Raw genomic sequence first — 21726 nt, 5'->3', positions numbered from 1 at the left:
GAGGGGGCGAAACGCGAAGTTCGCCCCCTCTCGCAATTTTGGGCTGCTCAAACGGTCTTGTCATCGTTTGGCCGCATGTATTATGCATTTCCTCCGACAAGATAAGGCAACGGCGCAACGCCGGTAGGCGGACAAGACCCGACGACAGTGATCGTCCGGCAAACAGGAAAAGGTAATGGGCGGGAAAATGTCGATCTCGAGGACGCTTTCGGTATTGGCTGTGGCCGGGGCCCTGAGCATCGCGGCATGTGCCGGTGCGCAGGCTGCAAGTCAGGTCAAGGTAACGGTCAACAACACCGTGATCACCTCGGGCGATATTGCCAAACGTGTCGCATTCATCCGCCTGCAGCGTCAAAAGGGCGGAGCAGACGAAGCCAAGAAGCAGCTTGTCGACGAAGTGCTGAAGCGCGCCGAGATCGCCCGGCTCGGGCAGTCGGTGAGCACGCAGGAAGTCGATGCCGCCTTTGCCCGCTTTGCCGGAGGCAACAAGCTTTCACCAGAACAGCTCGGCAAGATCCTCGACCAGGCGGGCGTCGGCGTCGAGCATTTCAAGCAGTATATCGCTGTCCAGATGAGCTGGCCGCGCGCGGTCAACTTCCGCTACGGCAATTCGAGCCGGCTGCAGGGCGCCGATCTCGTCAAGCGGATGATGGAAGGCGGCGGCAACAAGCCGGTGACGACCGAATACTTCCTGCAGCAGGTGATCTTCGTCATTCCCGAAAAGAAGCGCGGCGCCATCACGGCGAAGCGGCAGGCTGAGGCAAATGCCTCGCGGTCGCAGTTCCCGGGCTGCGAGACCTCCAAGGTGTTTGCCGCCAACTATCGCGACGTTTCGATCCGCAATCTCGGTCGTATGCTCGCCCAGCAATTGCCGGACGAATGGAAGCCCCTGGTCGAAAAGGCCGGCGAAAACGGCACGACCGGAACTCGCGTAACCGAAAAGGGCGTCGAATACCTGGCGATCTGCAAGAAGCGTGAGGTCAACGACGACACGGCCGCAGAAATCGTCTTCCGCGCCGAGGATATCGGCAAGAAGAAAACGGGCGGAGAAGACCCGAACAGCGAAAAGTATCTCGAGGAACTGCGCAAGAAAGCGCAGATCGTCAACAAGTAAGCACAGCGGTAACATGCGCGAACCAACCGGCGGGCCACTCGCCCTGACCATGGGCGATCCGGCCGGTATCGGGCCGGATATCAGCCTTTCCGCCTGGCTTGGCCGCCGCGAGCACGCGACGGCACCTTTCCTTTTCATTGGCGATCCTTCGGTGCTTGCCGCGCGGGCGGCCATGCTCGGCTATTCGGTTCCCGTGCGGGAAACGGATTGTGCTGGCGCCGTTGCCGTGTTCGATGCGGCGCTGCCGATTCTGCCGCTCACCTGCCCTGCCCCGGTTACGGCGGGCTATCCCGACACCGCCAATGCCAGCGCCGTCATCAAGGCGATCGATACGGCGGTGCAACTCGTCACCGCTGGAGAAGCCTCGGCCGTCGTGACCAACCCGATCGCCAAGGCGGTTCTCTACGACGCCGGTTTCCGTTTTCCCGGCCACACCGAATACCTGGCGGATCTCGCGGAGAAGGCGACCGGACAAACCGTTCTGCCGGTCATGATGCTGGCCGGACCGAAGCTACGCGCGGTTCCGGTCACCATCCACATCCCGCTGAAGGAAGTACCGGGCCAGTTAACACCGGATCTCATCTATCGCACCTGTGCGATTACGGCGGCTGATCTGCGCAACCGTTTCGGGCTCGAGCGACCGCGCCTCGCAATCGCCGGTCTCAACCCTCACGCCGGCGAAAACGGTGCGCTCGGCCTTGAGGATAACGCCGTCATCCGCCCCGTAATCGACCGTCTGCGGGCCGAGGGGATCGATGCCGTGGGTCCCCTGCCGGCGGATACGATGTTCCATGATCGGGCGCGCGCGACCTACGACGTTGCGATCTGCATGTATCACGATCAGGCGCTGATCCCAGCCAAGGCGCTCGGCTTCGACGACAGCGTCAATGTCACGCTCGGCCTTCCCTTCATCCGCACGTCGCCTGACCACGGCACGGCCTTCAGCCTTGCCGGCAAAGGCGTCGCCCGCGACGACAGCCTGAGGGCGGCACTTGATCTTGCCGCGATGCTCGCGGCCAACGCCCCAGGAGATATCCGCTGATGGCCGCGCTCGACGGTCTTCCTCCGCTGCGCGACGTAATCCAGCGCCATGGCCTCGACGCCAGGAAGGCGTTGGGCCAGAACTTCCTGCTCGACCTCAATCTGACACAGAAGATCGCCCGGACCGCCGGTTCGCTCGAAGGCGTGACGGTTATCGAAGTCGGCCCTGGTCCCGGCGGCCTGACGCGCGCCATTCTGGCCCTCGGAGCCAAGAAGGTCATCGCGATCGAGCGCGACTCGCGCTGCGTGCCGGCGCTTGCCGAAATTGGCGCGCACTATCCGGACCGGTTGCAGGTGATCGAAGGCGACGCCCTGAAAACACCGTTCGAGACGCTTGCCGACGGTGGGCCGGTCAAGATCATCGCCAACCTGCCCTACAATGTCGGCACCCAATTGCTCGTCAACTGGCTGTTGCCTCAACGCTGGCCGCCCTTCTGGCAATCGCTGACGCTGATGTTCCAGCGGGAAGTGGGCCTCAGGATCGTCGCCGAAGCGGATGACGATCACTACGGACGGCTCGGGGTGCTCTGCGGCTGGCGCACCAGGGCGCGGATGGCTTTCGACGTGCCGCCGCAAGCCTTCACCCCGCCGCCGAAGGTGACCTCATCGGTGGTCCATCTGGAGCCCGTGGAGAACCCGATCCCCTGCTCCGTTTCGGCACTCGAGAAGGTGACGCATGCCGCCTTCGGCCAGCGCCGCAAAATGCTGCGGCAAAGCCTCAAGCCGCTTGGCGGCGAAACCCTGCTGGCAAAAGCCGATATCGACCCGCAGCGGCGGGCCGAGACGCTTTCGGTGGAAGAATTCTGCCGCCTGGCAAACTGCCTCTGAGCCCTGTTGGTGGCCGGCAGGCCGGCCACTCCCCTCGCCTCAGAACGGATTTTCCGTCAGAAGCCCATTAACGAAATCGAACAGGCCCGGGCGTCGGTCGCGACGAAGCCGTTCCGCCTCGACGATCGCCCGCACCGAGGCGAAAGCGCGATCGAGGTCGTCGTTGAGCACGATGTAATCATACTCGCGCCAGTGCTCGATCTCGGCGCGCGAGTTGGCAAGCCGCGTCGCAATCACCTCTTCACTGTCTTCGGCCCGGCGGTGCAGGCGTGACTGCAGCTCGGTCATCGACGGCGGCAGGATGAAGATCGACACGACGTCGCCGGCCATCTTTTCCTGGAGCTGCTGGGCGCCCTGCCAATCGATATCGAAGAGCATGTCGCGACCGGCGGCCATCGCCGCTTCGACGGCATCGCGTGGCGTGCCGTAGAAATTGCCGTGCACCTCCGCCCATTCGAGCAGCGAGTCGGTCGCCCGCAACGCCTCGAATTCCCGGATCGATTTGAAGTGATAATGCCGCCCATCGATTTCGCTCGGACGGCGCTGGCGCGTCGTCACGCTGACGGAGATGCTCATCTCCGGATCGGCTTCCAGGAGATTGCGCGCAATCGTCGACTTGCCGGCGCCCGAGGGCGAGGAAATGACGAGCATCAGCCCACGACGGGCAATCTTGATGGGCGAAGGGGTCGCCTGGGTCATGCGTTACTCCAGATTCTGGACCTGTTCGCGGAACTGGTCGATGACGACCTTGAGTTCGATACCGGCGGCCGAAACGGCGGCCGCATTCGACTTGGAACAGATCGTATTCGATTCTCGGTTAAATTCCTGTGCCAGGAAATCAAGCTTGCGGCCGACGGGCCCGCCCTTCGCCAGCAGCTCACGCGCCGCTGCGATGTGGGAGCCAAGCCGGTCGATCTCTTCCCGAAGATCGGCCTTGGTGGCGAGCAGCGCCACTTCGGCGTAAAGGCGTTCCCGGTCGAGCGAGGAGCCGTTGTCCATCACCAGGGCCACCTGTTGGGCAAGCCGGTCGGCGATCGCCGCGGCGCTACGCGACGGATCGGCCTCCACGGTCGCCGTGAGTGCCTCGATGCCTTCGACCTGCGCCAGCAGGATCTGACAGAGCGCGGCCCCCTCCTCCTCACGCATGGCGCGGAGATCGGAAAGTGCGAGCCTCAGCCCTTCGAGGATGTCCGTATCAAGGGCGGCACGCTCCTCTTCGCTTTCTTCCGGTTCGCGAAAATCGACAATCCCGCGGATGGAGAGAAGCGTGTCAAATTTCAGGGGCGCCGGGTCAACGAGATCGCCGAGCTGTTCGCGCAAGTTCAAGACCGCCGTCAGCGCGCCCTGATTGACCACCGCCTCGACGGTTGCTTCTGCGCCGCTGACGGAAAGTCCGATCTGGAGATTGCCACGCGAGAAATAATCTGCCGCGAGTTTGCGCACTTCGGGCTCGAAGCGTTCGAGCCCTTGCGGCAGGCGCAACCTGAGATCAAGACCCTTGCCATTGACGGAGCGCAGTTCCCAGGCCCAACGGCGGCGGCCACTGCTGCCTTCCCTGCGGGCAAAGCCGGTCATCGATTGGAGCGGCATCGTCACCTCCGTTGTGTTTCAGCAGAAGCAATACGGCGACGGCGCGGCATCCCGCAAGGGATATCCGCGCCGTGATCTATCCGTCCACAATGCAGCGTTTATTGCGGCTGCGCTGCTGCCGGTTCAGCCACTGCAGCATCCGTGGCAGCCTTCGCGGCTTCCGCTGCCTTCTCGGCTTCCGCCTTGCGCCAACGCCTTACGTTCGCGTTGTGCTCGTCCAAAGTCTCGGCGAAAACATGGCCGCCCGAGCCGTCGGCCACGAAGTAGAGTTCCGGCGTACGCGACGGATTGGCGACTGCCTCCAGCGCCGCACGGCCCGGATTGGCGATCGGCGTCGGCGGCAAGCCCTTGATGATATAGGTATTGTAGGGCGTCTGCTTGTCGATGTCGGACTTCAGGATCGGACGGTCCGCCGGCTTTCCGTCGCCGCCGAAAATGCCGTAGATGATCGTCGGGTCGGACTGCAGCCGCATGCCCTTGTCGAGCCGGTTGATGAAGACGGAGGCGACTCGCGGCCGTTCGTCGGCGCGACCGGTTTCCTTCTCGACGATCGAAGCAAGCGTAACGAGTTCCTCGACCGTCGAAACCGGCAGGTTCGGATCACGCTTCTCCCAGATCTGATCGACCAGCGCCTTCTGGGCGGCAACCATCTGCTGGACAATCTCGCCGCGTTTGGTGCCGCGTGTGAACTTGTAGGTGTCCGGCATCAGCGAGCCTTCCGGCGGAAGCTCCTTCGGCAGATCGCCGACCAGAACCGGATCGTCGGAAAGCTTGTGGAACATCTGCTTGACGGTCAGGCCTTCGGGCAGAGAAACGGAATAGAGGATCGATTTGCCCGACTTCAGAAGCTGCATCACGTCCTGCATCGACGAGCCGGCCTTGATTTCATACTCGCCGGCCTTCAGCGTCTCATTGTCGAGATAGGCTTCCGAGACAAAGCGGAAGACGCGCGCGTCGGTAATGATGTTGCTGCGCTCGAGACCGCTGGCGATCTCGCTCATGCCGGCGCCGCTCCTGACGATGAAGTTCTGGTTTGCCTGCAGCGGACCCGGCTTCTCGTACTGATGCATGGCGTAGTAGACCGTGCCGGCGGCGGCGAGCGCCGCGAAGACGATGATGGTCATCACGAAGTTCAGGAAGATCACCACCTGGCTGCGCGCCTTGCGCGACCGCTTCGGGGGCTGCGGCACCTTTTCCGGCCGCAGCGCCTCGTTGGCCGATTTCGGAATGATCGGCCCGTTGCTCGCGTTTTCATTGCGGCCGAATTGCGCCGCGCCGTTATCGTTTGAGTCGCTCACGATTATCCCGAACCCGAAATTCGCAGCCTCATTCTCTTCCTGCCCCGGTGCGAATTTCGGACTGGACCATGGCAGGCTTAAGTCAATTTCATAACCGGCGCCGACCTGGCGGGCGGCGTTCCGCAGTCTTCATCACAATAGACCTGCGGCGCAGTGCCTTGGCACCAGGAACCACAGAAATGTGTCGGTTCACCGCCTATTCAAGAGAAGGCGACGGACGGCTGACACTTTACAGAACCGTACGCCTTATAGGACGCATTAAGGTCGCTGTAACACTCTAAATGGCTGCCTGCTTTCTCCTTAAATCGGATGGATTTAAGGAGACAGGCAGCCGTTCGGAACGTGCCGCCCCCGGTTACCACTGGGCGGGCGACATGTTCCCGGCAATAGCTAAATGGCAATCTGACAGATATGCCTTGCGCGAACATAGCGGTCGGCAAGCATCGCGCGATGGCGTTGCATCCTCCCAAATCATGCTTGTAGCGAGCAATGCGGCAAAAGCAGGATCATCGGACCGACTTGTTGGACCGATCCGATGAAAGGCAGGGCCCGATCAGGCGCCCGTGTAGCGGCGCAGGACCAGCGACGCGTTGGTGCCGCCGAAGCCGAAGGAGTTCGACAGCGCCACGTTGATCTCGCGCTTGCGCGCGACGTGCGGCACGAGGTCGATCTTGGTTTCCACCGACGGATTGTCGAGGTTGAGCGTCGGCGGCGCGATGTTGTCGCGAATCGCGAGTGCCGAGAAGATCGCTTCGACAGCGCCGGCAGCGCCGAGCAGATGGCCAATCGCCGACTTGGTCGAGGACATGGAGATCTTCGACGCATGCTCGCCGACCAGGCGCTCGACGGCGCCAAGCTCGATCGTGTCCGCCATGGTCGAGGTGCCGTGGGCGTTGATATAGTCGACGTCGGCCGCCGTCAGGCCGGCGCGCTTCAGCGCCATCTGCATGCAGCGATAGGCGCCATCGCCATCTTCCGACGGAGCGGTGATGTGGAAGGCGTCGCCGGAAAGGCCGTAACCGACGACTTCCGCATAGATCTTCGCGCCGCGGGCCTTGGCGTGCTCGAGCTCTTCGAGGATGACGACGCCGGCGCCCTCGCCCATGACGAAGCCGTCACGATCGACATCGTAGGGACGCGATGCCTTTTCCGGGTTGTCGTTGTGCTGGGTCGACAGGGCCTTGCAGGCTGCGAAGCCCGCAAGCGAGATCCGGCAGATCGGCGATTCCGCACCGCCGGCAACCATGACGTCGGCATCGCCGAGCGCAATCAGACGGCTCGCGTCGCCGATGGCGTGCGCGCCGGTCGAGCACGCGGTGACGACCGAGTGGTTCGGGCCACGCAGCTTGTGGCGGATCGACACCTGGCCCGAGGCGAGGTTGATGAGGCGGCCGGGAATGAAGAACGGCGAAATGCGGCGGGGGCCCTTGTCGCGCAGCGTATAGCCGCCTTCGACGATGCCTTCGAGACCGCCGATACCCGAACCGATCAGGACGCCGGTCGCGATCTGGTCCTCGTTGCTCTCCGGCTTCCAGCCGGCGTCGGCAAGCGCCATGTCGGCGGCCGCCATCGCGTAGACGATGAACGGATCGACCTTGCGCTGCTCCTTCGGCTCCATCCAGTCGTCGGCGTTGAAGGTTGCGTCGGTGCCGTCGCCGAAAGGAATGCGACAGGCGATCTTGGCAGGAAGATCCTCGACCTCGAATTCGGTCACCTTGCGCGCAGCATTCTGCCCGGCAAGAAGGCGCGCCCACGTCGCCTCAGTTCCGCAACCCAAGGGAGATACCATGCCGGTACCGGTGATAACGACACGTCTCATAGTCCGCGACCCACCCTGACTTTTCAATTTCAGAGCCGGATCGGACCACGTGTGACGAACCCGATCCGGGCATCCATTTTAAGGTTCTTATTCACGATCAGAGGAAAATGCGGAAAACGCTTGCTGATCGAAACCCGCGCTCGCGGGACAGCCCACTTCCTTGGGCTGAAACGGGCCGCTTTAGGCGGCCCGTCTACGGCCGTAGCCGCTTGGATATTAGGCCTGGGCCTTTTCGATGAACTTGACGGCGTCGCCGACGGTCAGGATCGAGTCAGCGGCATCGTCCGGGATTTCAACGCCGAATTCTTCTTCGAAAGCCATGACCAGTTCGACGGTGTCGAGCGAGTCCGCGCCGAGGTCATCGATGAAGCTTGCGCCTTCGCTGACCTTTTCGGCGTCGACGCCAAGATGATCAATAACAATTTTCTTTACGCGTTCTGCGATATCGCTCATGTCGGAGTTCCTCGACCTTCGTTTCTGTGGGCGCCTGTTCCGGCACCGGTACTCTTATTCAAGCCTGATAGACCAAGACGGGCTACCCGGCAATCCATCCAACCGGAACTGCGGCAAACCCAGGGCAGCCAAGGCTGCCGGACACCTGGCGGGACCGGTCGACTGCTAACAGTCATGGCCCGATTAACACGGTTTAAGTCTGTCGCAAAGTCCGAAAATGCCTGACATTCGCTTGCTCAACATTGAATTTCAGGCATTTGGCAGGCGCATCCCGGGACGTTGAATATCGCCCGTCGCACAATCTCGACGGGCGACGCATCCCGAACCGGATCAGATCATGGCCATACCGCCATTGACGTGAATCGTCTGGCCGGTGACGTAGCCAGCCTCGTTCGACGCAAGGTAGACGACGGCCGACGCAATCTCCGCGCCGGTGCCCATGCGCTTCATCGGGATCGCGCCCATGATCGCGTCTTTCTGCTTGTCGTTCAGCTTACCGGTCATCGCGCTCTCGATGAAGCCGGGCGCGACGCAGTTGACCGTGACGTTGCGCGTCGCGATCTCCTGCGCCAGGGACTTCGAGAAGCCGATCATGCCGGCCTTGGAGGCACAGTAATTGGCCTGGCCCGGATTGCCCGTGACACCGACAATCGAGGTGATGTTGACGATGCGGCCGAAGCGGCGGCGCATCATCGGATGGGTGAGCTCGCGCGTCAGGCGGAAGACGGCAGTCAGGTTGACTTCGAGAACGCTGTCCCAGTCCTCATCGCTCATGCGCACGAAGAGGCCGTCCTTGGTGATGCCGGCATTGTTGACGAGAATATCGACGCCGCCGAGTTCGGCCTCGGCCTTTTCGCCGAGTGCCTTGACTTCGGCACGGTCGGAAAGGTTCGCCGGGAAGAGCTGCACGCGATCGCCGAGTTCGTTGGCAAGCGCTTCCAGCTTTTCGACGCGCGTGCCGTGCAGGCCGACGGTTGCGCCCTGGGCGTGCAGCATGCGGGCAATTTCTTCACCGATTCCACCGGATGCACCGGTAACGAGAGCCTTGCGGCCGGAAAGATCGAACATCTGATTGATTCCTTGTAACTGGAGCGCTTACGCGATCGCTCAGGCGAGCAAGGCGGCAAGTGCGGTGTCGATATCGGCAGGCGTATTGACGGCAATACCGTTGACGGTCTTGTCGATCCGGCGGGCAAGCCCGGTCAGGACCTTGCCGGAACCGAGCTCGTAGAGCGTCGTGACGTTGTTGGCGGCAAACCACTCGACCGTCTCGCGCCAGCGGACCTGGCCCGTGACCTGCTCCACCAGCAGCCGGGCAATCTCGCCGGCATCGCTGACAGGTGCGGCCAGCACGTTGGCGATCACGGGTACGACGGGATTGCGCTTCTCGACCTTGGTGAGAGCCTCGCGCATGGCGTCGGCGGCCGGCGCCATCAGGCTCGAATGGAAGGGAGCGGAGACCGGCAGCATCAGAGCGCGCTTGGCGCCCTTTTCGGATGCCAGTGCGGCAGCCTTCTCGACGGCCACCTTCTCGCCGGAAATCACCAACTGGCCGCCGCCGTTGTCGTTGGCGATCTGGCAGGAGCCGAGCGCCGAAGCTTCGCGGCAAACGGCTTCGACGTCGGCATACTCCAGGCCGATGATCGCGGCCATCGCGCCCTTGCCGACCGGGACGGCCGCCTGCATCGCGTTGCCGCGGATGCGCAGGAGACGCGCCGTGTCGGCGATCGAGAAGGTACCGGCGGCACAGAGTGCCGAATATTCGCCCAGCGAATGGCCGGCGACGAAGGAGACCTTGGACTTGATGTCGAGGCCCTTGGCTTCGAGCACCCGGATGACGGCCATCGAGACGGCCATCAGTGCGGGCTGCGCGTTCGCGGTCAGCGTCAGCGTTTCCTCGGGGCCGTTCCACATGATCTCGGACAGCTTCTCGCCGAGCGCCTCGTCGACTTCGGAAAAAACGGCTGCCGCTTCCGGAAAGGCGTCCGCCAGATCCTTGCCCATGCCGACAGCCTGGCTGCCCTGGCCGGGAAACGTGAATGCAATGCTCATGGGATAGTCCCTTCCCTAGATCACTATGATTTCGGGTCGGCGCGACACGAAATCATAGTGATCGGTTCTTATGAGTTGGAGCGGGATGCGGGCGAAAACCGCAAACACTTTTCCCCAACCCCGCTCCGGTTTCCTCTCCATTCACATTCCTGAACGGCGAGTCAAGCTTGCAGGCCCGTACGGACGGGGCCGACGGCGCCTTTTGCCCTTGATCTTCAACAATCAAGGCGTAAGTTTGCCGCCCGATGTCGTTCTGCCCTGCGACCGACGCACAGGCAAAGGCGGCCACTCCATTCCCGGCGCGCGCGCCCCTTTCCTCCCCAGGTCGGCGCCCGCCCTTCACAAGGATACCTATCTAGATGCGCTACAACACGCTTGGCCGCACCGGCATAAAGGTTTCGGAAATCTGCCTGGGCACCATGACCTGGGGCTCGCAGAACTCCATCTCCGAGGCGCACGAGCAACTGGATCATGCCTTCGACAAGGGCGTCAACTTCATCGATACGGCTGAACTCTACCCAACGACCCCACTGTCGCCCGAGACCTACGGCAATACGGAGCGTTTCATCGGCGAATGGCTGGCGAAGCGCGGCCGCCGCGACGACGTCGTGCTCGCGACCAAGGTCGCCGGCCCGGGTCGCCCCTATATCCGTAATGGCGATCCCACGACCCCGGAAGGCATCGAACTGGCAATCGACGCCAGCCTTCGACGTTTGAGGACCGACTATGTCGACCTCTACCAGATCCATTGGCCGAACCGCGGTCACTACCATTTCCGCAATGCCTGGTCCTACGATCCGGCCAAGCAGGACAAGGCGCATGTCGCCAGCGATCTCCGAGCGATCCTCGACAAGCTCGGCGATCTCGTGAAGGCCGGCAAGGTTCGCGCCATCGGTCTCTCCAACGAAACGGCCTGGGGCACGATGAAGTTCATCGACATGGCCGAGCGCCACGGCCTGCCACGGATCGCCTCAGTGCAGAACGAATACAATCTGCTCTACCGCGCCTATGATCTCGATCTTTCCGAGCTGTCGCATCACGAGGACGTGGGCCTGCTCGCCTATTCGCCGCTCGCAGCCGGACTGCTCAGCGGCAAGTATCTGGACGGTGCCAGACCGACGGGCTCCCGCCTCTCGATCAACGGCGACCTCGGCGGCCGCTTCACGCCGCACCAGGAACCGGCGGTGGCCGGCTATGTGCAGCTTGCACGCGAGCACGGTATCGACCCCGCTCAGATGGCAATCGCCTTCTGCCTGACGCGGCCGTTCATGGCATCCGTCATCATCGGCGCGACCTCGATGGAACAGTTGAAGACCAACCTCGGCGCCGCCAATCTCACTCTGTCGCAGGACGTCATGAACGGCATCAGGCGACTGCACCGTCTCTACCCGATGCCGATCTGATCGGCATCGGTCCGCCTGAGAACAGGTCGGAGTGAAAATATCCGGCGAGCCTTGCCTTCTGCGGAAAAATGCGTATAAGCGCGCTGTTCGAAATGCCCGGTCTTCTGGCTGGTGGCTGAACGGAGGGCCGGTTTCCCGCGAGGGGAGCCGTTAGGATAGCAAGTCTTTCCGGCCTCCCGTGTCTCCGCTCTCGACCGTCTCGATACAACACTTTCTTGCCGGCTCTTGCGAGCCCATAAGAACAGTCGTTGAGGCTTAGCCGCCGAGGTCCGGGCTGATTAACGCAAGAAAGGCAAGCCACAATGGCTCTTTATGAACACGTATTCCTGGCCCGCCAGGACATCACGCCGCAGCAGGTCGACGCTCTCGTCGAGCAGTACAAGGGCGTGCTCGAAGCGAACGGCGGCAAGGTCGGTCGCGTCGAGAACTGGGGCCTGAAGTCCCTCACCTACCGCATCAAGAAGAACCGCAAGGCTCACTACGTTCTGATGGACATCGATGCTCCGGCACCGGCCGTTCACGAAGTCGAGCGTCAGATGCGCATCAACGAAGACATCCTCCGCTACATGACGATCGCCGTCGAGAAGCACGAGGAAGGCCCGTCTGCCATGATGCAGAAGCGCGACCGCGACGACCGTCCGCGCCGCGATGGCGACCGTCCGGAGCGTGGCTTCGGCGACCGTGGTCCGCGCCCGGACCGTGGCGACCGTGAAGACCGCCCGCGTCGTCCGCGCGAAGACCGCGCGTAATCAAGAAGCTTTAGGAGATAAAGACAATGGCTGAAGTTTCTTCCGCTCCGGTTCGTCGCCCGTTCCACCGTCGCCGCAAGACCTGCCCCTTCTCGGGCGCAAACGCTCCGCGGATCGACTACAAGGACATCCGTCTGCTGCAGCGCTACATTTCCGAGCGCGGCAAGATCGTTCCTTCCCGCATCACGGCCGTTTCCCAGAAGAAGCAGCGCGAACTCGCCCAGGCGATCAAGCGTGCACGCTTCCTCGGCCTCCTGCCCTACGTCGTTTCCTAAGAACGGCTGACTCTCCGTCGGTCGTCTGACTCGACGGAAGCCGACTCCGGGATAAGGCGCTCCGCCGACGTGAGCGCCTTATCCCTCCCTTCCGCGGTGGGCGCGGATCGGAACCGGTGCGAAAGCGCCAAAATCCCATGCTGGGGCCGGGCATTTGCCATCCCCTAACTGCACGAAGCAGGACAGCGAACGTGACGAATGTGAACAGGACATCGCTGCTGACCGGCGTTCTCGCCGGCTTTACCGCCGCCCTCTTGTCGATGGGCGCGAACACGCAGTCGTCTCTTGCCATCGTCCTTTATGCCGCTTCCGCACTTCCGATCCTGATCGCCGGCCTCGGTTGGGGCAATGCCGCGGCGATTGCTGCGATCGTTAGCGCCGGCGCCACCGCCGCCGCGCTCGTCTCGCCCTATTTCGCACTGCTGATTCTCGTCGTCACGCTGATCCCCGCCGGCTGGCTCAGCCACCTCGCCAATCTCGCCCGCCCGGCTTCCGAACTCGGCGGCCCGGACGAGGCGCTCGCCTGGTATCCGCTGTCCGATATTCTCAGCCACCTCGCCGGCCTCGTGACCATCGGCATGATCATCGTCGGCTTCATCGTCGGCTATGGCGCCGACATTTCCGACCGCATGGTCGATATCGTCATTGAGGCGGTGAAGGCGCAGGATCCGGGCTACAATCCGGACGTCGCTGCCGTTGCCCAGATCAAATCGCTCTTCACGCTGGCCCTGCCGCTCGTCCAGGGCGCGATCTGGGTATTGATGCTCTTTACCGCCTACTACGTCGCAACCCGCATCGTGCAGATGTCGGGCCGGTCGTTGCGCCCGCGCGAGGACATCCCTTCGACGCTGCGCATGCACCGCAACGCGATCTTCATCTTCCTCGGCGGCCTGGTCATGACCTTCCTCGGCGGCGCGCCCGCGACGATCGGCGCGCTGATCTGCGGAACCTTCGGCGCAGGTTTTCTGCTCGCCGGCTTCGCCTCCTTCCATTTCCGCACGCGCGGCAAGTCCTGGCGGCTTCCCGTGCTGTGGATCGCATACCTGTCGGTGCTCGTGTTCACGATCCCGGCATTCTTCTTCCTCCTGTCCGGCCTGATCGATACGCGACGCACCATCGCAGTCACGCCGGTGGGAAAAAGCTGACCAACAAACTGGAACACTGAAAGGAAACGAACATGGAAGTCATTCTTCTCGAACGTATCGCCAAGCTCGGCCAGATGGGCGAAACCGTAAAGGTTCGCGACGGCTTTGCCCGCAACTATCTCCTGCCGCTCGGCAAGGCACTGCGCGCCAACGCTGCCAACAAGGCCCGTTTCGAAGCCGAGCGTTCGACGCTCGAAGCCCGTAACCTCGAGCGCAAGTCGGAAGCCCAGGCGGTTGCCGAAAAGCTCGACGGCAAGTCCTTCATCATCGTCCGCTCCGCTGGCGAAACCGGCCAGCTCTACGGCTCGGTTGCTGCTCGCGACATCGTCGAGACGCTCGCTGCCGAAGGCTTCAACGTCGGCCGCAACCAGGTTGACCTCAACCACCCGATCAAGTCGATCGGCCTGCACAAGGTCACGCTGCACCTGCACTCGGAAGTCGAGATCTCGGTTGAAGTCAACGTTGCCCGTTCGGCTGAAGAAGCCGAACGCCAGGCCAAGGGCGAAAGCCTGACCTCGGCCGACGCCATCTACGGCGTCGACGAAGACGCTCTGAAGCCGGAAGACTTCTTCAACCCGGAAGCCGAATTCGAAGGCGAAGAAGAATAAGCCTAACGGCCATTCGACATACGAAAGCCCGGGTCAATCGATCCGGGCTTTTTCTTGGCCGCATCTTTCCTGGCCTCTTCACGTGAGGCGGCAGGCTACCCACGAGCAGCGACGGGCACAGCGTGACTGGTCGCCTGATCCACGGCGGTCCGCGCTGGCGCATCCTTGTCGACACGCACGACCACCGAGAGGCCGGGCGAGAGCATCTCGGCCAGCGGCTGACCGGGATCGACCATGATCCGCACGCCGACGCGCTGGGCCACCTTGGTGAAGTTGCCGGTGGCGTTGTCCGCCCGGATGACACTGAATTCCGAACCGGCTGCCGGCGAGAAGCGCTCGATATGCCCCGTGAGTTCGTTCTTCTGCAGGGCATCGACCGCGATGGTAACGGGCTGGCCCGCCTTCATGCCGTCGAGTTGCGTCTCCTTGAAATTGGCGACGACCCACACATCGTTCGGTACCAGTGCGAGAAGCTGCGATCCCGCCGTCACATATTGCCCGATCCGCGCGCCAATCTCACCCAGCCTGCCGTCACGCGGCGCAACGATGCGCGTGTTTTCGAGATCGATGCGCGCCAGCTCGACGGCGGCTTGCGCACCGGCCACGGCCGCTTCCAATCCTGCACGCGCGCCAAGCGTCGTCGCCAGCGCCTGCTTCGACACTTCCAGCCCGGCTTCCGCCTGGCTCACGGCCGCGCCGGCCTGCTCGAAGCCGGCGCGTGCCTGATCGGCATCGCTGCGTGTCGACACGCCCTTTTCGGCGAGCGGACGAATACGGTCCCAGGTGGCGCGCGCCCGATTGAAGGCCGCCTTGGCGCTCGCGAGCTGGGCTTCGCTGGCGACGATGCCGGCCTTGGCCGATAGTTCCTGCTGATAGGAATTGGCGAGCGCCGCCTTCTGTCCGGCAAGCGTCGCTTCGGCCTGAGCCAGCTTCTGCGCATAGATGCGATCGTCGATCTTCACCAGCAATTGCCCGGCCCTGACGGTCTCGTAGTCACGCACCGGAACATCGGCGACGTAGCCCGAAAGCTGCGGGCTCATGATCGTGACGTAGCCGCGCACATAGGCATTCTCCGTCATCTCGACGGAGCTGTGGAACGGCGGCAGCCGCCAGGCATAGAGCACAAGGGCGACACCGGCGATGCCGGCAAGAAGCACAATGATGGTCGTTGGGGAACGGAGAAACTTCAGCATGGTCGTCAACTCGATTGATCAAGCGGCCGGCATTGGCGCAGGGCCGGTCAGCCTCTGCGTGAGCCAGTTGTAGGACATGTGCAGGAGCAGGCCGGCGAGCGCGAAAAGCGCGATCACAGCGGCAAGCAGGAATGCGTCGTTATAGGCGAGTATGTAGGCTTCCCGCGTCACTTGCTGCGACAGCAGCAGCGTGCCCTCGCCGTTCAGCAAGGTCTTGTCGCCCATCACCCTGCCATAGCCGGCGGAGAGCTGGTTGACGCGCTGAGCAACCAGCGGATTGGACAACACGATCTGCTCGGCCAGAATATTGGAATGGAACTTCTCGCGGAATGTGATGAAGGTCCCGAAGGCCGCGGAACCGATCAGGCTGCCGATGCTCTGGGTGAACAGGAAGATGACGATGAAGCTCAGGATGTAGCTCGGCCCCTTCGCCAACGCCGCCTTGAAGCCGCGCGCCATGGCAGGCGGCAGGAAGAGCGCAGTGCCCGAAGCGATTATCGCCTGGCTCAGATACATCTGCTCGGGTCGTGTCAGGCTCGTCGCCTGGCTGTCCATATAGGCGCCGGTCGCAAGCAGGCCGAGCGCAAGGATGTGCACACGCTCCGCATGCTGCGGGTTCATCAGCACGGCACAGAGCAGACCGCCGGCAATGGCCGCGGCGAGGATGATCCAATAGAGCGTTGCGACCTGTTCGAACTGGAGGCCGAGCTGCTGATAGAAATTCGCAGCGATTGCCGATTGCTCGGAGGCGACCAGGCGGAAGATCAGCAGGACCGCGGCAAAATGGATGATTTCCTTCGAGGCGATCCAGCGCACATCGATCAGCGGCACCTGGCGATGGAGCTCGATCAGCACCACGGTCGTCAGCGTCGCGATCGCGACAACCAGGAGAACGCCGAGCCAGGGCGCCTCCAGCCACCAGTAGAGACGCCCCATGGTCAGCACGACGGCGAGACAGCCGAAGGCGACGGCGACGAGCAGGTAGCTCAGGATATCCATGCGCTGGATGACCTTCGCATGCGGAACCGGCGTCAGCGGCAAAAGATAGATGATCGGCAGCGCGATCAGCGCCAGCGCCATTTCGAGCGTATAGAGAGCATGCCACTGACCGTATTCGATGAGGGTCGGGGAGATGAGACGGGTGATCGGCGCGGAGATCGTCGTGCAGGTGAGTGCGAGCGCCAGGCCGACCGTCAGCTTGCGCGCCGGCGGAAAGGCCTCGAGCATATAGAGGAAGCCGAGCGTCGACATCGGTGCGGCGGCGATGCCGCTGATGAAGCGCACGACTATGGCCGAATGCAGGTCGGAGACGAAGACGTTCATCAACGAGACGATGACGAAGCCGACGATGCTGATTTCGGCAAAGCGGCGCAGCCCGTATTGAGCGCGGATCTTCACCAGCGCGATCGACAGGCTGACATTGGGCGCCATATAGGCCGCAGACAACCAGCCGGCCTCGACCGAAGTTGCCGAGAGCGCCCCCTGGACCTGTGTCAGATTGGCCAGAGCCAAGTTCATGCCCAGGCCCTGTGTCAGGAACAGGAGAACCGAACCGACGACATAGACCGCCGATAGCGCCAGGCTTTTGTCGACCGGCATCGGGGCCGGCGCCGGAGCTGGGGCCGGCGGGACCGGAGCGATCTCCTCCAGGTCGCCGGCCGCGCCGGTCGCCGGCGCCGGGGCATTGCGATTATCGTTTGCAGCAGCAGTCGCGACTGCGCTCATCGCCGTCACTCCCGCGCCAGCGCCTGAACGTTGTCGGCGATCGCCCGTATCACCCGCTGCGTCACGGCAAGCTCGGCGGCATCGATACCTTCCAGCACTTCCGCCCGAACCTCGTCGGCAAGCCGCAGAATCTCGTCCGCGACGCCGCGGCCATCGTCGGTCATGTGGATCTGCTTGGCGCGCCGGTCGGAGGCCTCGACCCGCCGCTCGATGAAACCCTGCTTCTCCATGCCGTCGAGCAGACGCACCAGCGTCGGCGTCTCGATGTCGAGCTCATCGGCCAGTTCGCGCTGGTTCAAACCATCCTTCCGGGTCAGGGCGAAGAGCGCGCGGGCCCGCGACAGCGTCAGCCCCCTCTCCTTCACCCGAGCATCGAATACGGCCCGCAGCTTGCGATTGACCAGCGACAGGGCATCGAACAGTTCGCGGTTCACGGTGGGTTGATAAATTGATATCTTTTCCATATTACTAGCATGCTAACTATTTTGATCCTATCTAATCCAATTGCGGCCGGTTTTCAAGATGGAGATTTGTGCGGATCAGGGAGAGGGCTACACTTCCGTAGCCCGGTTGGGTGATTCGTTCGTCAACGTCCAACTTTGTGGGAAGGCGAGATTCTACGCTTTTGTGAACCCGGCCTGTGGATCAGTCGAACAACGGGAAAAGCGCCAGGCCGCGATGAGACGCTTTGCGAGTGTGTCCCCCCTGCACTTGACCCGGCTCGCGGTAGATCGCAAACCGGTTCCACACCAGACAGAGGCAGAGATAAAACGACATGAACGACGCGGCGCGAAAGCTATCCCCTATCAGCAACGATCAGGTGGACCAGCACTATCGCGAGGCGCCGAACAACCTTGAAGCCGAACAGGCTCTGCTCGGCGCGATCCTCGTCAACAATGATGCCTTTTACCGTGTCTCGGACTTCCTGAAGCCTGTGCATCTCTACGAGCCGCTGCACCGCAAGATCTTCGAGGTCGCCGGCGACATCATCCGCATGGGCAAGACTGCGAACCCGGTCACTATCAAGACCTTCCTCAAGGCCGACGAGAAGGTCGGCGACCTGACCGTCGCGCAATATCTCGCGCGTCTCGCCGCCGAAGCCGTATCGATCATCAATGCCGAAGACTATGGCCGGGCGATCTACGATCTGGCGCTCCGCCGCTCGCTGATCACCATCGGCGAGGACATGGTCAACATCGCCTATGACGCGCCGCTCGACATGCCGCCCCAGGGCCAGATCGAAGACGCCGAGCGCCGCCTGTTCGAACTCGCCGAAACCGGCCGCTACGACGGCGGCTTCCAGTCGTTCAACGACGCCGTGGCACTCGCGATCGACATGGCCGGCGCCGCCTTCGAGCGCGACGGCAGCCTGTCGGGCATTTCCACCGGCATCCATTCGCTCGACGCCCGCATGGGCGGCCTGCAGCGCTCGGACTTGATCGTGCTCGCCGGACGCCCGGGCATGGGCAAGACCTCGCTTGCCACCAACATCGCCTATAACATCGCCGCCGCCTACGAGCCCGAAGTCCAGGCGGATGGTTCGTTCAAGGCGAAGAACGGCGGCGTCGTCGGCTTCTACTCGCTCGAAATGTCGTCCGAACAGCTCGCCACCCGTATCATCTCCGAGCAGACCGAGGTCTCCTCGTCGAAGATCCGTCGCGGTGACATTTCCGAGGCCGATTTCGAAAAGCTCGTCGCCTGCTCGCAGATGATGCAGAAGGTGCCGCTCTATATCGACCAGACCGGTGGTATCTCGATCGCCCAGCTTTCCGCTCGCGCTCGACGCCTGAAGCGCCAGCGTGGCCTCGACTGCCTGGTGGTGGACTATATCCAGCTCATGACCGGCTCGGGCAAATCGAGCGACAACCGCGTGCAGGAAATCACCCAGATCACCACGGGCCTCAAGGCGCTGGGCAAGGAACTGAACGTTCCGATCATCGCGCTGTCACAGCTCTCCCGTCAGGTGGAAAGCCGAGAAGACAAGCGCCCGCAGCTCTCCGACCTTCGTGAATCGGGCTCGATCGAGCAGGACGCCGACGTGGTGCTCTTCGTGTTCCGTGAGGAATACTACGTGAAGAACCTGGAGCCGCGCGACGAGTTCGATCCGAAGTACGAAGAGTGGAAGATGAAGATGGAACAGGTGAAGGGCACGGCCGATGTGATCATCGCCAAGCAGCGCCACGGACCAACCGGCACCGTGAAGCTCGCATTCCAGTCGGAATACACGCGCTTCGCCGACCTCGCCGATCCTTCCTTCAGCCAGTACGAAGAACACTAAAGTTCCGTGGGGGCGGCCGGAGCGGGATGGGAAAAATGTTTGCGGTTTCCTATCCCGCTCTCACTTCATAGCGACCCGCCCAGCATGCGTTTGAGCTGCACCGCCTTCACCAGGCGCCACCCAGAACCTGACGCAACAGCGCCACCGAAATTACGCCGACGGCAACGGATGCCAAGAGCGGCAGCCTGGTTGCGGCAACGGCCGTCGCGGCAGCCGCAATCGTTTCAGCCGGGCCGGTGACCAGGGCCGTCGGAGCGATGACCGCCATCAGAACTGCTGGCGGGATGGCTTCGAGGGCGCGCTTCTGGTTTTCTCCGATCGTCACGTAGCGGATGAGCACTAGGCCGGCGATGCGGGTTGCGATGGTCGCGGCTGCCATGGCCACAATCGCAAGCAGTGCGTCGAGATCGATGGTCATGCGTGGGCCTCCTTGCGTCCGCCGGATAGCACGGCCACGACGACGCCGGCGGCGGCACCGGCCGCGATGTACCACACCCCCGGCAGCAACTGATGCGTGACCACGGCCGCACAAGCGCTCGCGGCCAGCACGGCGCCCGTTTCACGCCCCTTCCAGAACCCCATGACCAGTATGATGAAAACGGCCGGGAAGGCGAAGTCGAGGCCGATGACCTTCGGATCGCCGAGCAGGGCGCCAAGCATCGCGCCCGTCAGGCTCGTCAGAACCCAGGCGCAGTAGAAGGGCACGGCGAGGCCGGCATACCAAGCGGGGGTCAGCCTGCCATTGCTCGCGCGCATCTCGGCCATGGCCCATATTTCATCGGCGAGAAGCAGCATCGAGGCATAGCGCGCCGGCCCGGAGAATCCGTCGAGCTTGCTGCCGATCGAGGCGCTCATCAGCACATGGCGGATGTTGACCAGCAGGGCCGAAAAGCCGAGTGCGGCCCAGGACGCCGGATGCGTCCAGATATCCATGGCGACGAATTGCGACCCGCCGGCAAAGACCAGCGCGCTCATCAGAGTCACCGCCGCCGGCGTCAGCCCCTTGGCCGCCGCCACCGCACCGAACACCAGACCGATCGGCATGACGGCGACGATCAGCGGCGTCATCGCGATCGCCGCGGCGCGAAATTCCTGAAATGCACTTCTTACCTGCAACGTCCCTGGCTCCATTTGCGCGAAACGAAGACCGTCTAAAGGCTGGAGCGGCTCCCGTATTGAACGAAAGTGATTGCTCTCGTGAGTAAGGGCGGAATGCGGGCGGAAAAACCGCACGCACCTTTTCTCATCCCGCTCTACCCGGCGCGGAAGGCGCCGGGTGTCACGCCGGTGCGTGCCTTGAAGTGGCGGCTGAAATGCGCCTGATCGGCGAAGCCGCACTGATAGGCCGCATCCACCGCCGACCAGCCATGCCTGAGCAAGGTCTTGGCAGCACGCACGCGCTTGTCGGTCAAAAAGGCATGCGGGGTGATATGAAATTCCTTGCGGAAGGCGCGGATCAGGTGCGCGCGGCTGAGCCCTGCGACCTTGGCCAGTTCCTCGAGCCCGACGTCTTCAACGTAATTTTCGACCAGATAGTCCCGTGCCCGATGCACGGCGGACTGCTCGCGCGTCTCGATCGGGGCGATGATCGTACTGCCGTGCCTCTCGAACATCGCCGCAAGCACGCCGAACATCTTTTCCTCGGCCTCGAGCTGACCACCCGCCAGCTCAAGCGTTCGGTGCGCGTGATGAAAGGATAAGGCGAGGTCCGGATCCTGCAGCACACGCTTCGAGAAGGATGGCGTTCCCCTGAAGGGGCGACCGGTCACGTCCTCGATGATGTTCACCAAAAGCTCGGCGCTCGGATAGACCATGCGGTAGCGATAGCCGCTGCCGCCGGGATGACCGTCGTGGATCTCGTCGGGGTTGATCAGGTAGAAGAACCCGGGGCCGGCTTCCGAGCGCTCGCCCTTGATCTTGCTGATCTGCGAGCCAGCCTCGATCGCGCCGATGCTGAAGGTCTCGTGCGCATGCGGCGCGAATTCGTGGGTGATGAAGGTCGCCGTCAGACATTCCATCCCCATGAAACGAGCGTCCCGCCAGAAGCGTGTGCGCTCGGCGCCCTCAATCGGCGTATCATCGATGGCCTGTTGCTGCGAAATCGTCTGCATGCGGGAATCATAGTGGTCCGAGGCGATCCCGTCTTGCATAAAAG

Annotated in this window: 22 protein-coding genes; 9 read left to right on the top strand and 13 right to left on the bottom strand. The window is 62.8% G+C overall.

From position 1 onward, the window contains the following. Positions 1 to 175: 175 nt before the first annotated feature. From QM996_RS04425 to rsmA, 3 genes are read left to right on the top strand one after another with little or no spacing between them, the layout of a single operon-like run. Positions 176 to 1114 carry a SurA N-terminal domain-containing protein gene (locus QM996_RS04425; protein ID WP_173516068.1) on the top strand — a complete coding sequence of 313 codons (939 nt, stop codon included), beginning with the start codon at positions 176 to 178 and terminating at the stop codon, positions 1112 to 1114. Between the two features lie 13 nt (positions 1115 to 1127). Further along, positions 1128 to 2156: a 4-hydroxythreonine-4-phosphate dehydrogenase PdxA gene (gene pdxA, locus QM996_RS04420; protein WP_500269455.1), complete on the top strand. Its 1029-nt coding sequence runs from the start codon at positions 1128 to 1130 to the stop codon at positions 2154 to 2156. Continuing rightward, a complete protein-coding gene (gene rsmA / locus QM996_RS04415) occupies positions 2156 to 2983 on the top strand; it encodes a ribosomal RNA small subunit methyltransferase A (protein ID WP_500269454.1) in 828 nt (275 codons plus the stop codon). Before pdxA ends, rsmA begins: the two co-directional genes overlap by 1 nt. A 39-nt stretch (positions 2984 to 3022) precedes the next feature. Here rsmA and gmk read toward each other — a convergent pair whose 3' ends face one another. The 7 genes from gmk to fabD form a co-directional block, all read right to left on the bottom strand. Further along, complete coding sequence (gene gmk / locus QM996_RS04410; RefSeq protein WP_247957854.1) at positions 3023 to 3682, bottom strand: guanylate kinase; 660 nt, start codon at positions 3680 to 3682, stop codon at positions 3023 to 3025. 3 nt (positions 3683 to 3685) lie between these two features. Next, positions 3686 to 4573 carry a YicC/YloC family endoribonuclease gene (locus QM996_RS04405; protein ID WP_247957855.1) on the bottom strand — a complete coding sequence of 296 codons (888 nt, stop codon included), beginning with the start codon at positions 4571 to 4573 and terminating at the stop codon, positions 3686 to 3688. Between the two features lie 98 nt (positions 4574 to 4671). Beyond that, a complete protein-coding gene (mltG, locus tag QM996_RS04400; protein ID WP_173516063.1) occupies positions 4672 to 5871 on the bottom strand; it encodes an endolytic transglycosylase MltG in 1200 nt (399 codons plus the stop codon). Positions 5872 to 6424: 553 nt separating this feature from the next. Beyond that, positions 6425 to 7690, bottom strand: coding sequence for a beta-ketoacyl-ACP synthase II (gene fabF / locus QM996_RS04395; RefSeq protein ID WP_429808430.1), 1266 nt, complete (start codon positions 7688 to 7690; stop codon positions 6425 to 6427). Positions 7691 to 7906: 216 nt separating this feature from the next. Next, complete coding sequence (locus QM996_RS04390; RefSeq protein ID WP_003531676.1) at positions 7907 to 8143, bottom strand: acyl carrier protein; 237 nt, start codon at positions 8141 to 8143, stop codon at positions 7907 to 7909. Positions 8144 to 8473: 330 nt separating this feature from the next. Then, on the bottom strand, positions 8474 to 9211 hold the full coding sequence (fabG, locus tag QM996_RS04385) for a 3-oxoacyl-[acyl-carrier-protein] reductase (RefSeq protein ID WP_173516061.1): 738 nt from the start codon (positions 9209 to 9211) through the stop codon (positions 8474 to 8476). 39 nt (positions 9212 to 9250) lie between these two features. Next, entirely contained in the window at positions 9251 to 10195 is a 945-nt protein-coding gene (gene fabD, locus QM996_RS04380; protein ID WP_500269453.1) for an ACP S-malonyltransferase, read from the bottom strand. 359 nt (positions 10196 to 10554) lie between these two features. Here fabD and QM996_RS04375 point away from each other — a divergent pair, with 359 nt between their 5' ends. The 5 genes from QM996_RS04375 (at position 10555) to rplI (ending at position 14375) form a co-directional block, all read left to right on the top strand. After that, positions 10555 to 11598 carry an aldo/keto reductase gene (locus QM996_RS04375; protein WP_500269452.1) on the top strand — a complete coding sequence of 348 codons (1044 nt, stop codon included), beginning with the start codon at positions 10555 to 10557 and terminating at the stop codon, positions 11596 to 11598. A gap of 302 nt (positions 11599 to 11900) precedes the next feature. Further along, entirely contained in the window at positions 11901 to 12347 is a 447-nt protein-coding gene (gene rpsF, locus QM996_RS04370; protein ID WP_173516058.1) for a 30S ribosomal protein S6, read from the top strand. Between the two features lie 26 nt (positions 12348 to 12373). Beyond that, a complete protein-coding gene (gene rpsR, locus QM996_RS04365; RefSeq protein ID WP_025426448.1) occupies positions 12374 to 12622 on the top strand; it encodes a 30S ribosomal protein S18 in 249 nt (82 codons plus the stop codon). Positions 12623 to 12813: 191 nt separating this feature from the next. Then, on the top strand, positions 12814 to 13767 hold the full coding sequence (locus QM996_RS04360; RefSeq protein WP_500269451.1) for a DUF2232 domain-containing protein: 954 nt from the start codon (positions 12814 to 12816) through the stop codon (positions 13765 to 13767). 32 nt (positions 13768 to 13799) lie between these two features. Further along, positions 13800 to 14375 carry a bL9 family ribosomal protein gene (gene rplI, locus QM996_RS04355; protein WP_500269450.1) on the top strand — a complete coding sequence of 192 codons (576 nt, stop codon included), beginning with the start codon at positions 13800 to 13802 and terminating at the stop codon, positions 14373 to 14375. 95 nt (positions 14376 to 14470) lie between these two features. Here the strand turns inward: rplI and QM996_RS04350 are convergent, their stop codons facing one another. The 3 genes from QM996_RS04350 to QM996_RS04340 all read right to left on the bottom strand — a co-directional run bounded on the left by QM996_RS04350 (position 14471) and on the right by QM996_RS04340 (position 17742). Next, the gene (locus QM996_RS04350) at positions 14471 to 15568 is read right to left on the bottom strand and encodes an HlyD family secretion protein (RefSeq protein ID WP_500269449.1); all 1098 of its coding nucleotides are present in this window, start codon (positions 15566 to 15568) and stop codon (positions 14471 to 14473) included. A gap of 18 nt (positions 15569 to 15586) precedes the next feature. Continuing rightward, positions 15587 to 17167, bottom strand: a complete 1581-nt coding sequence (locus tag QM996_RS04345) for an MFS transporter (RefSeq protein WP_500270251.1) — start codon at positions 17165 to 17167, stop codon at positions 15587 to 15589. 131 nt (positions 17168 to 17298) lie between these two features. Then, positions 17299 to 17742, bottom strand: a complete 444-nt coding sequence (locus QM996_RS04340) for a MarR family winged helix-turn-helix transcriptional regulator (RefSeq protein ID WP_500270250.1) — start codon at positions 17740 to 17742, stop codon at positions 17299 to 17301. A gap of 326 nt (positions 17743 to 18068) precedes the next feature. Here QM996_RS04340 and QM996_RS04335 point away from each other — a divergent pair, with 326 nt between their 5' ends. Beyond that, a complete protein-coding gene (locus QM996_RS04335; protein WP_173516054.1) occupies positions 18069 to 19571 on the top strand; it encodes a replicative DNA helicase in 1503 nt (500 codons plus the stop codon). A 106-nt stretch (positions 19572 to 19677) separates the two neighbouring features. Here QM996_RS04335 and QM996_RS04330 read toward each other — a convergent pair whose 3' ends face one another. From QM996_RS04330 to QM996_RS04320, 3 genes are all read right to left on the bottom strand, one after another. Next, on the bottom strand, positions 19678 to 19989 hold the full coding sequence (locus QM996_RS04330; RefSeq protein ID WP_500269448.1) for an AzlD family protein: 312 nt from the start codon (positions 19987 to 19989) through the stop codon (positions 19678 to 19680). Further along, on the bottom strand, positions 19986 to 20639 hold the full coding sequence (locus tag QM996_RS04325; protein WP_500270249.1) for an AzlC family ABC transporter permease: 654 nt from the start codon (positions 20637 to 20639) through the stop codon (positions 19986 to 19988). The genes QM996_RS04330 and QM996_RS04325 overlap by 4 nt, the downstream gene beginning before the upstream one ends. 185 nt (positions 20640 to 20824) lie before the next feature. After that, positions 20825 to 21682, bottom strand: coding sequence for an AraC family transcriptional regulator (locus QM996_RS04320; RefSeq protein WP_500269447.1), 858 nt, complete (start codon positions 21680 to 21682; stop codon positions 20825 to 20827). Between the last annotated feature and the right edge of the window lie 44 nt (positions 21683 to 21726).

It is taken from the genome of Sinorhizobium chiapasense, assembly GCF_045277575.1.
GTDB classification, from domain to species: domain Bacteria; phylum Pseudomonadota; class Alphaproteobacteria; order Rhizobiales; family Rhizobiaceae; genus Ensifer; species Ensifer chiapasense_A.
This window is presented reverse-complemented; position numbering and strand designations above follow the sequence as displayed.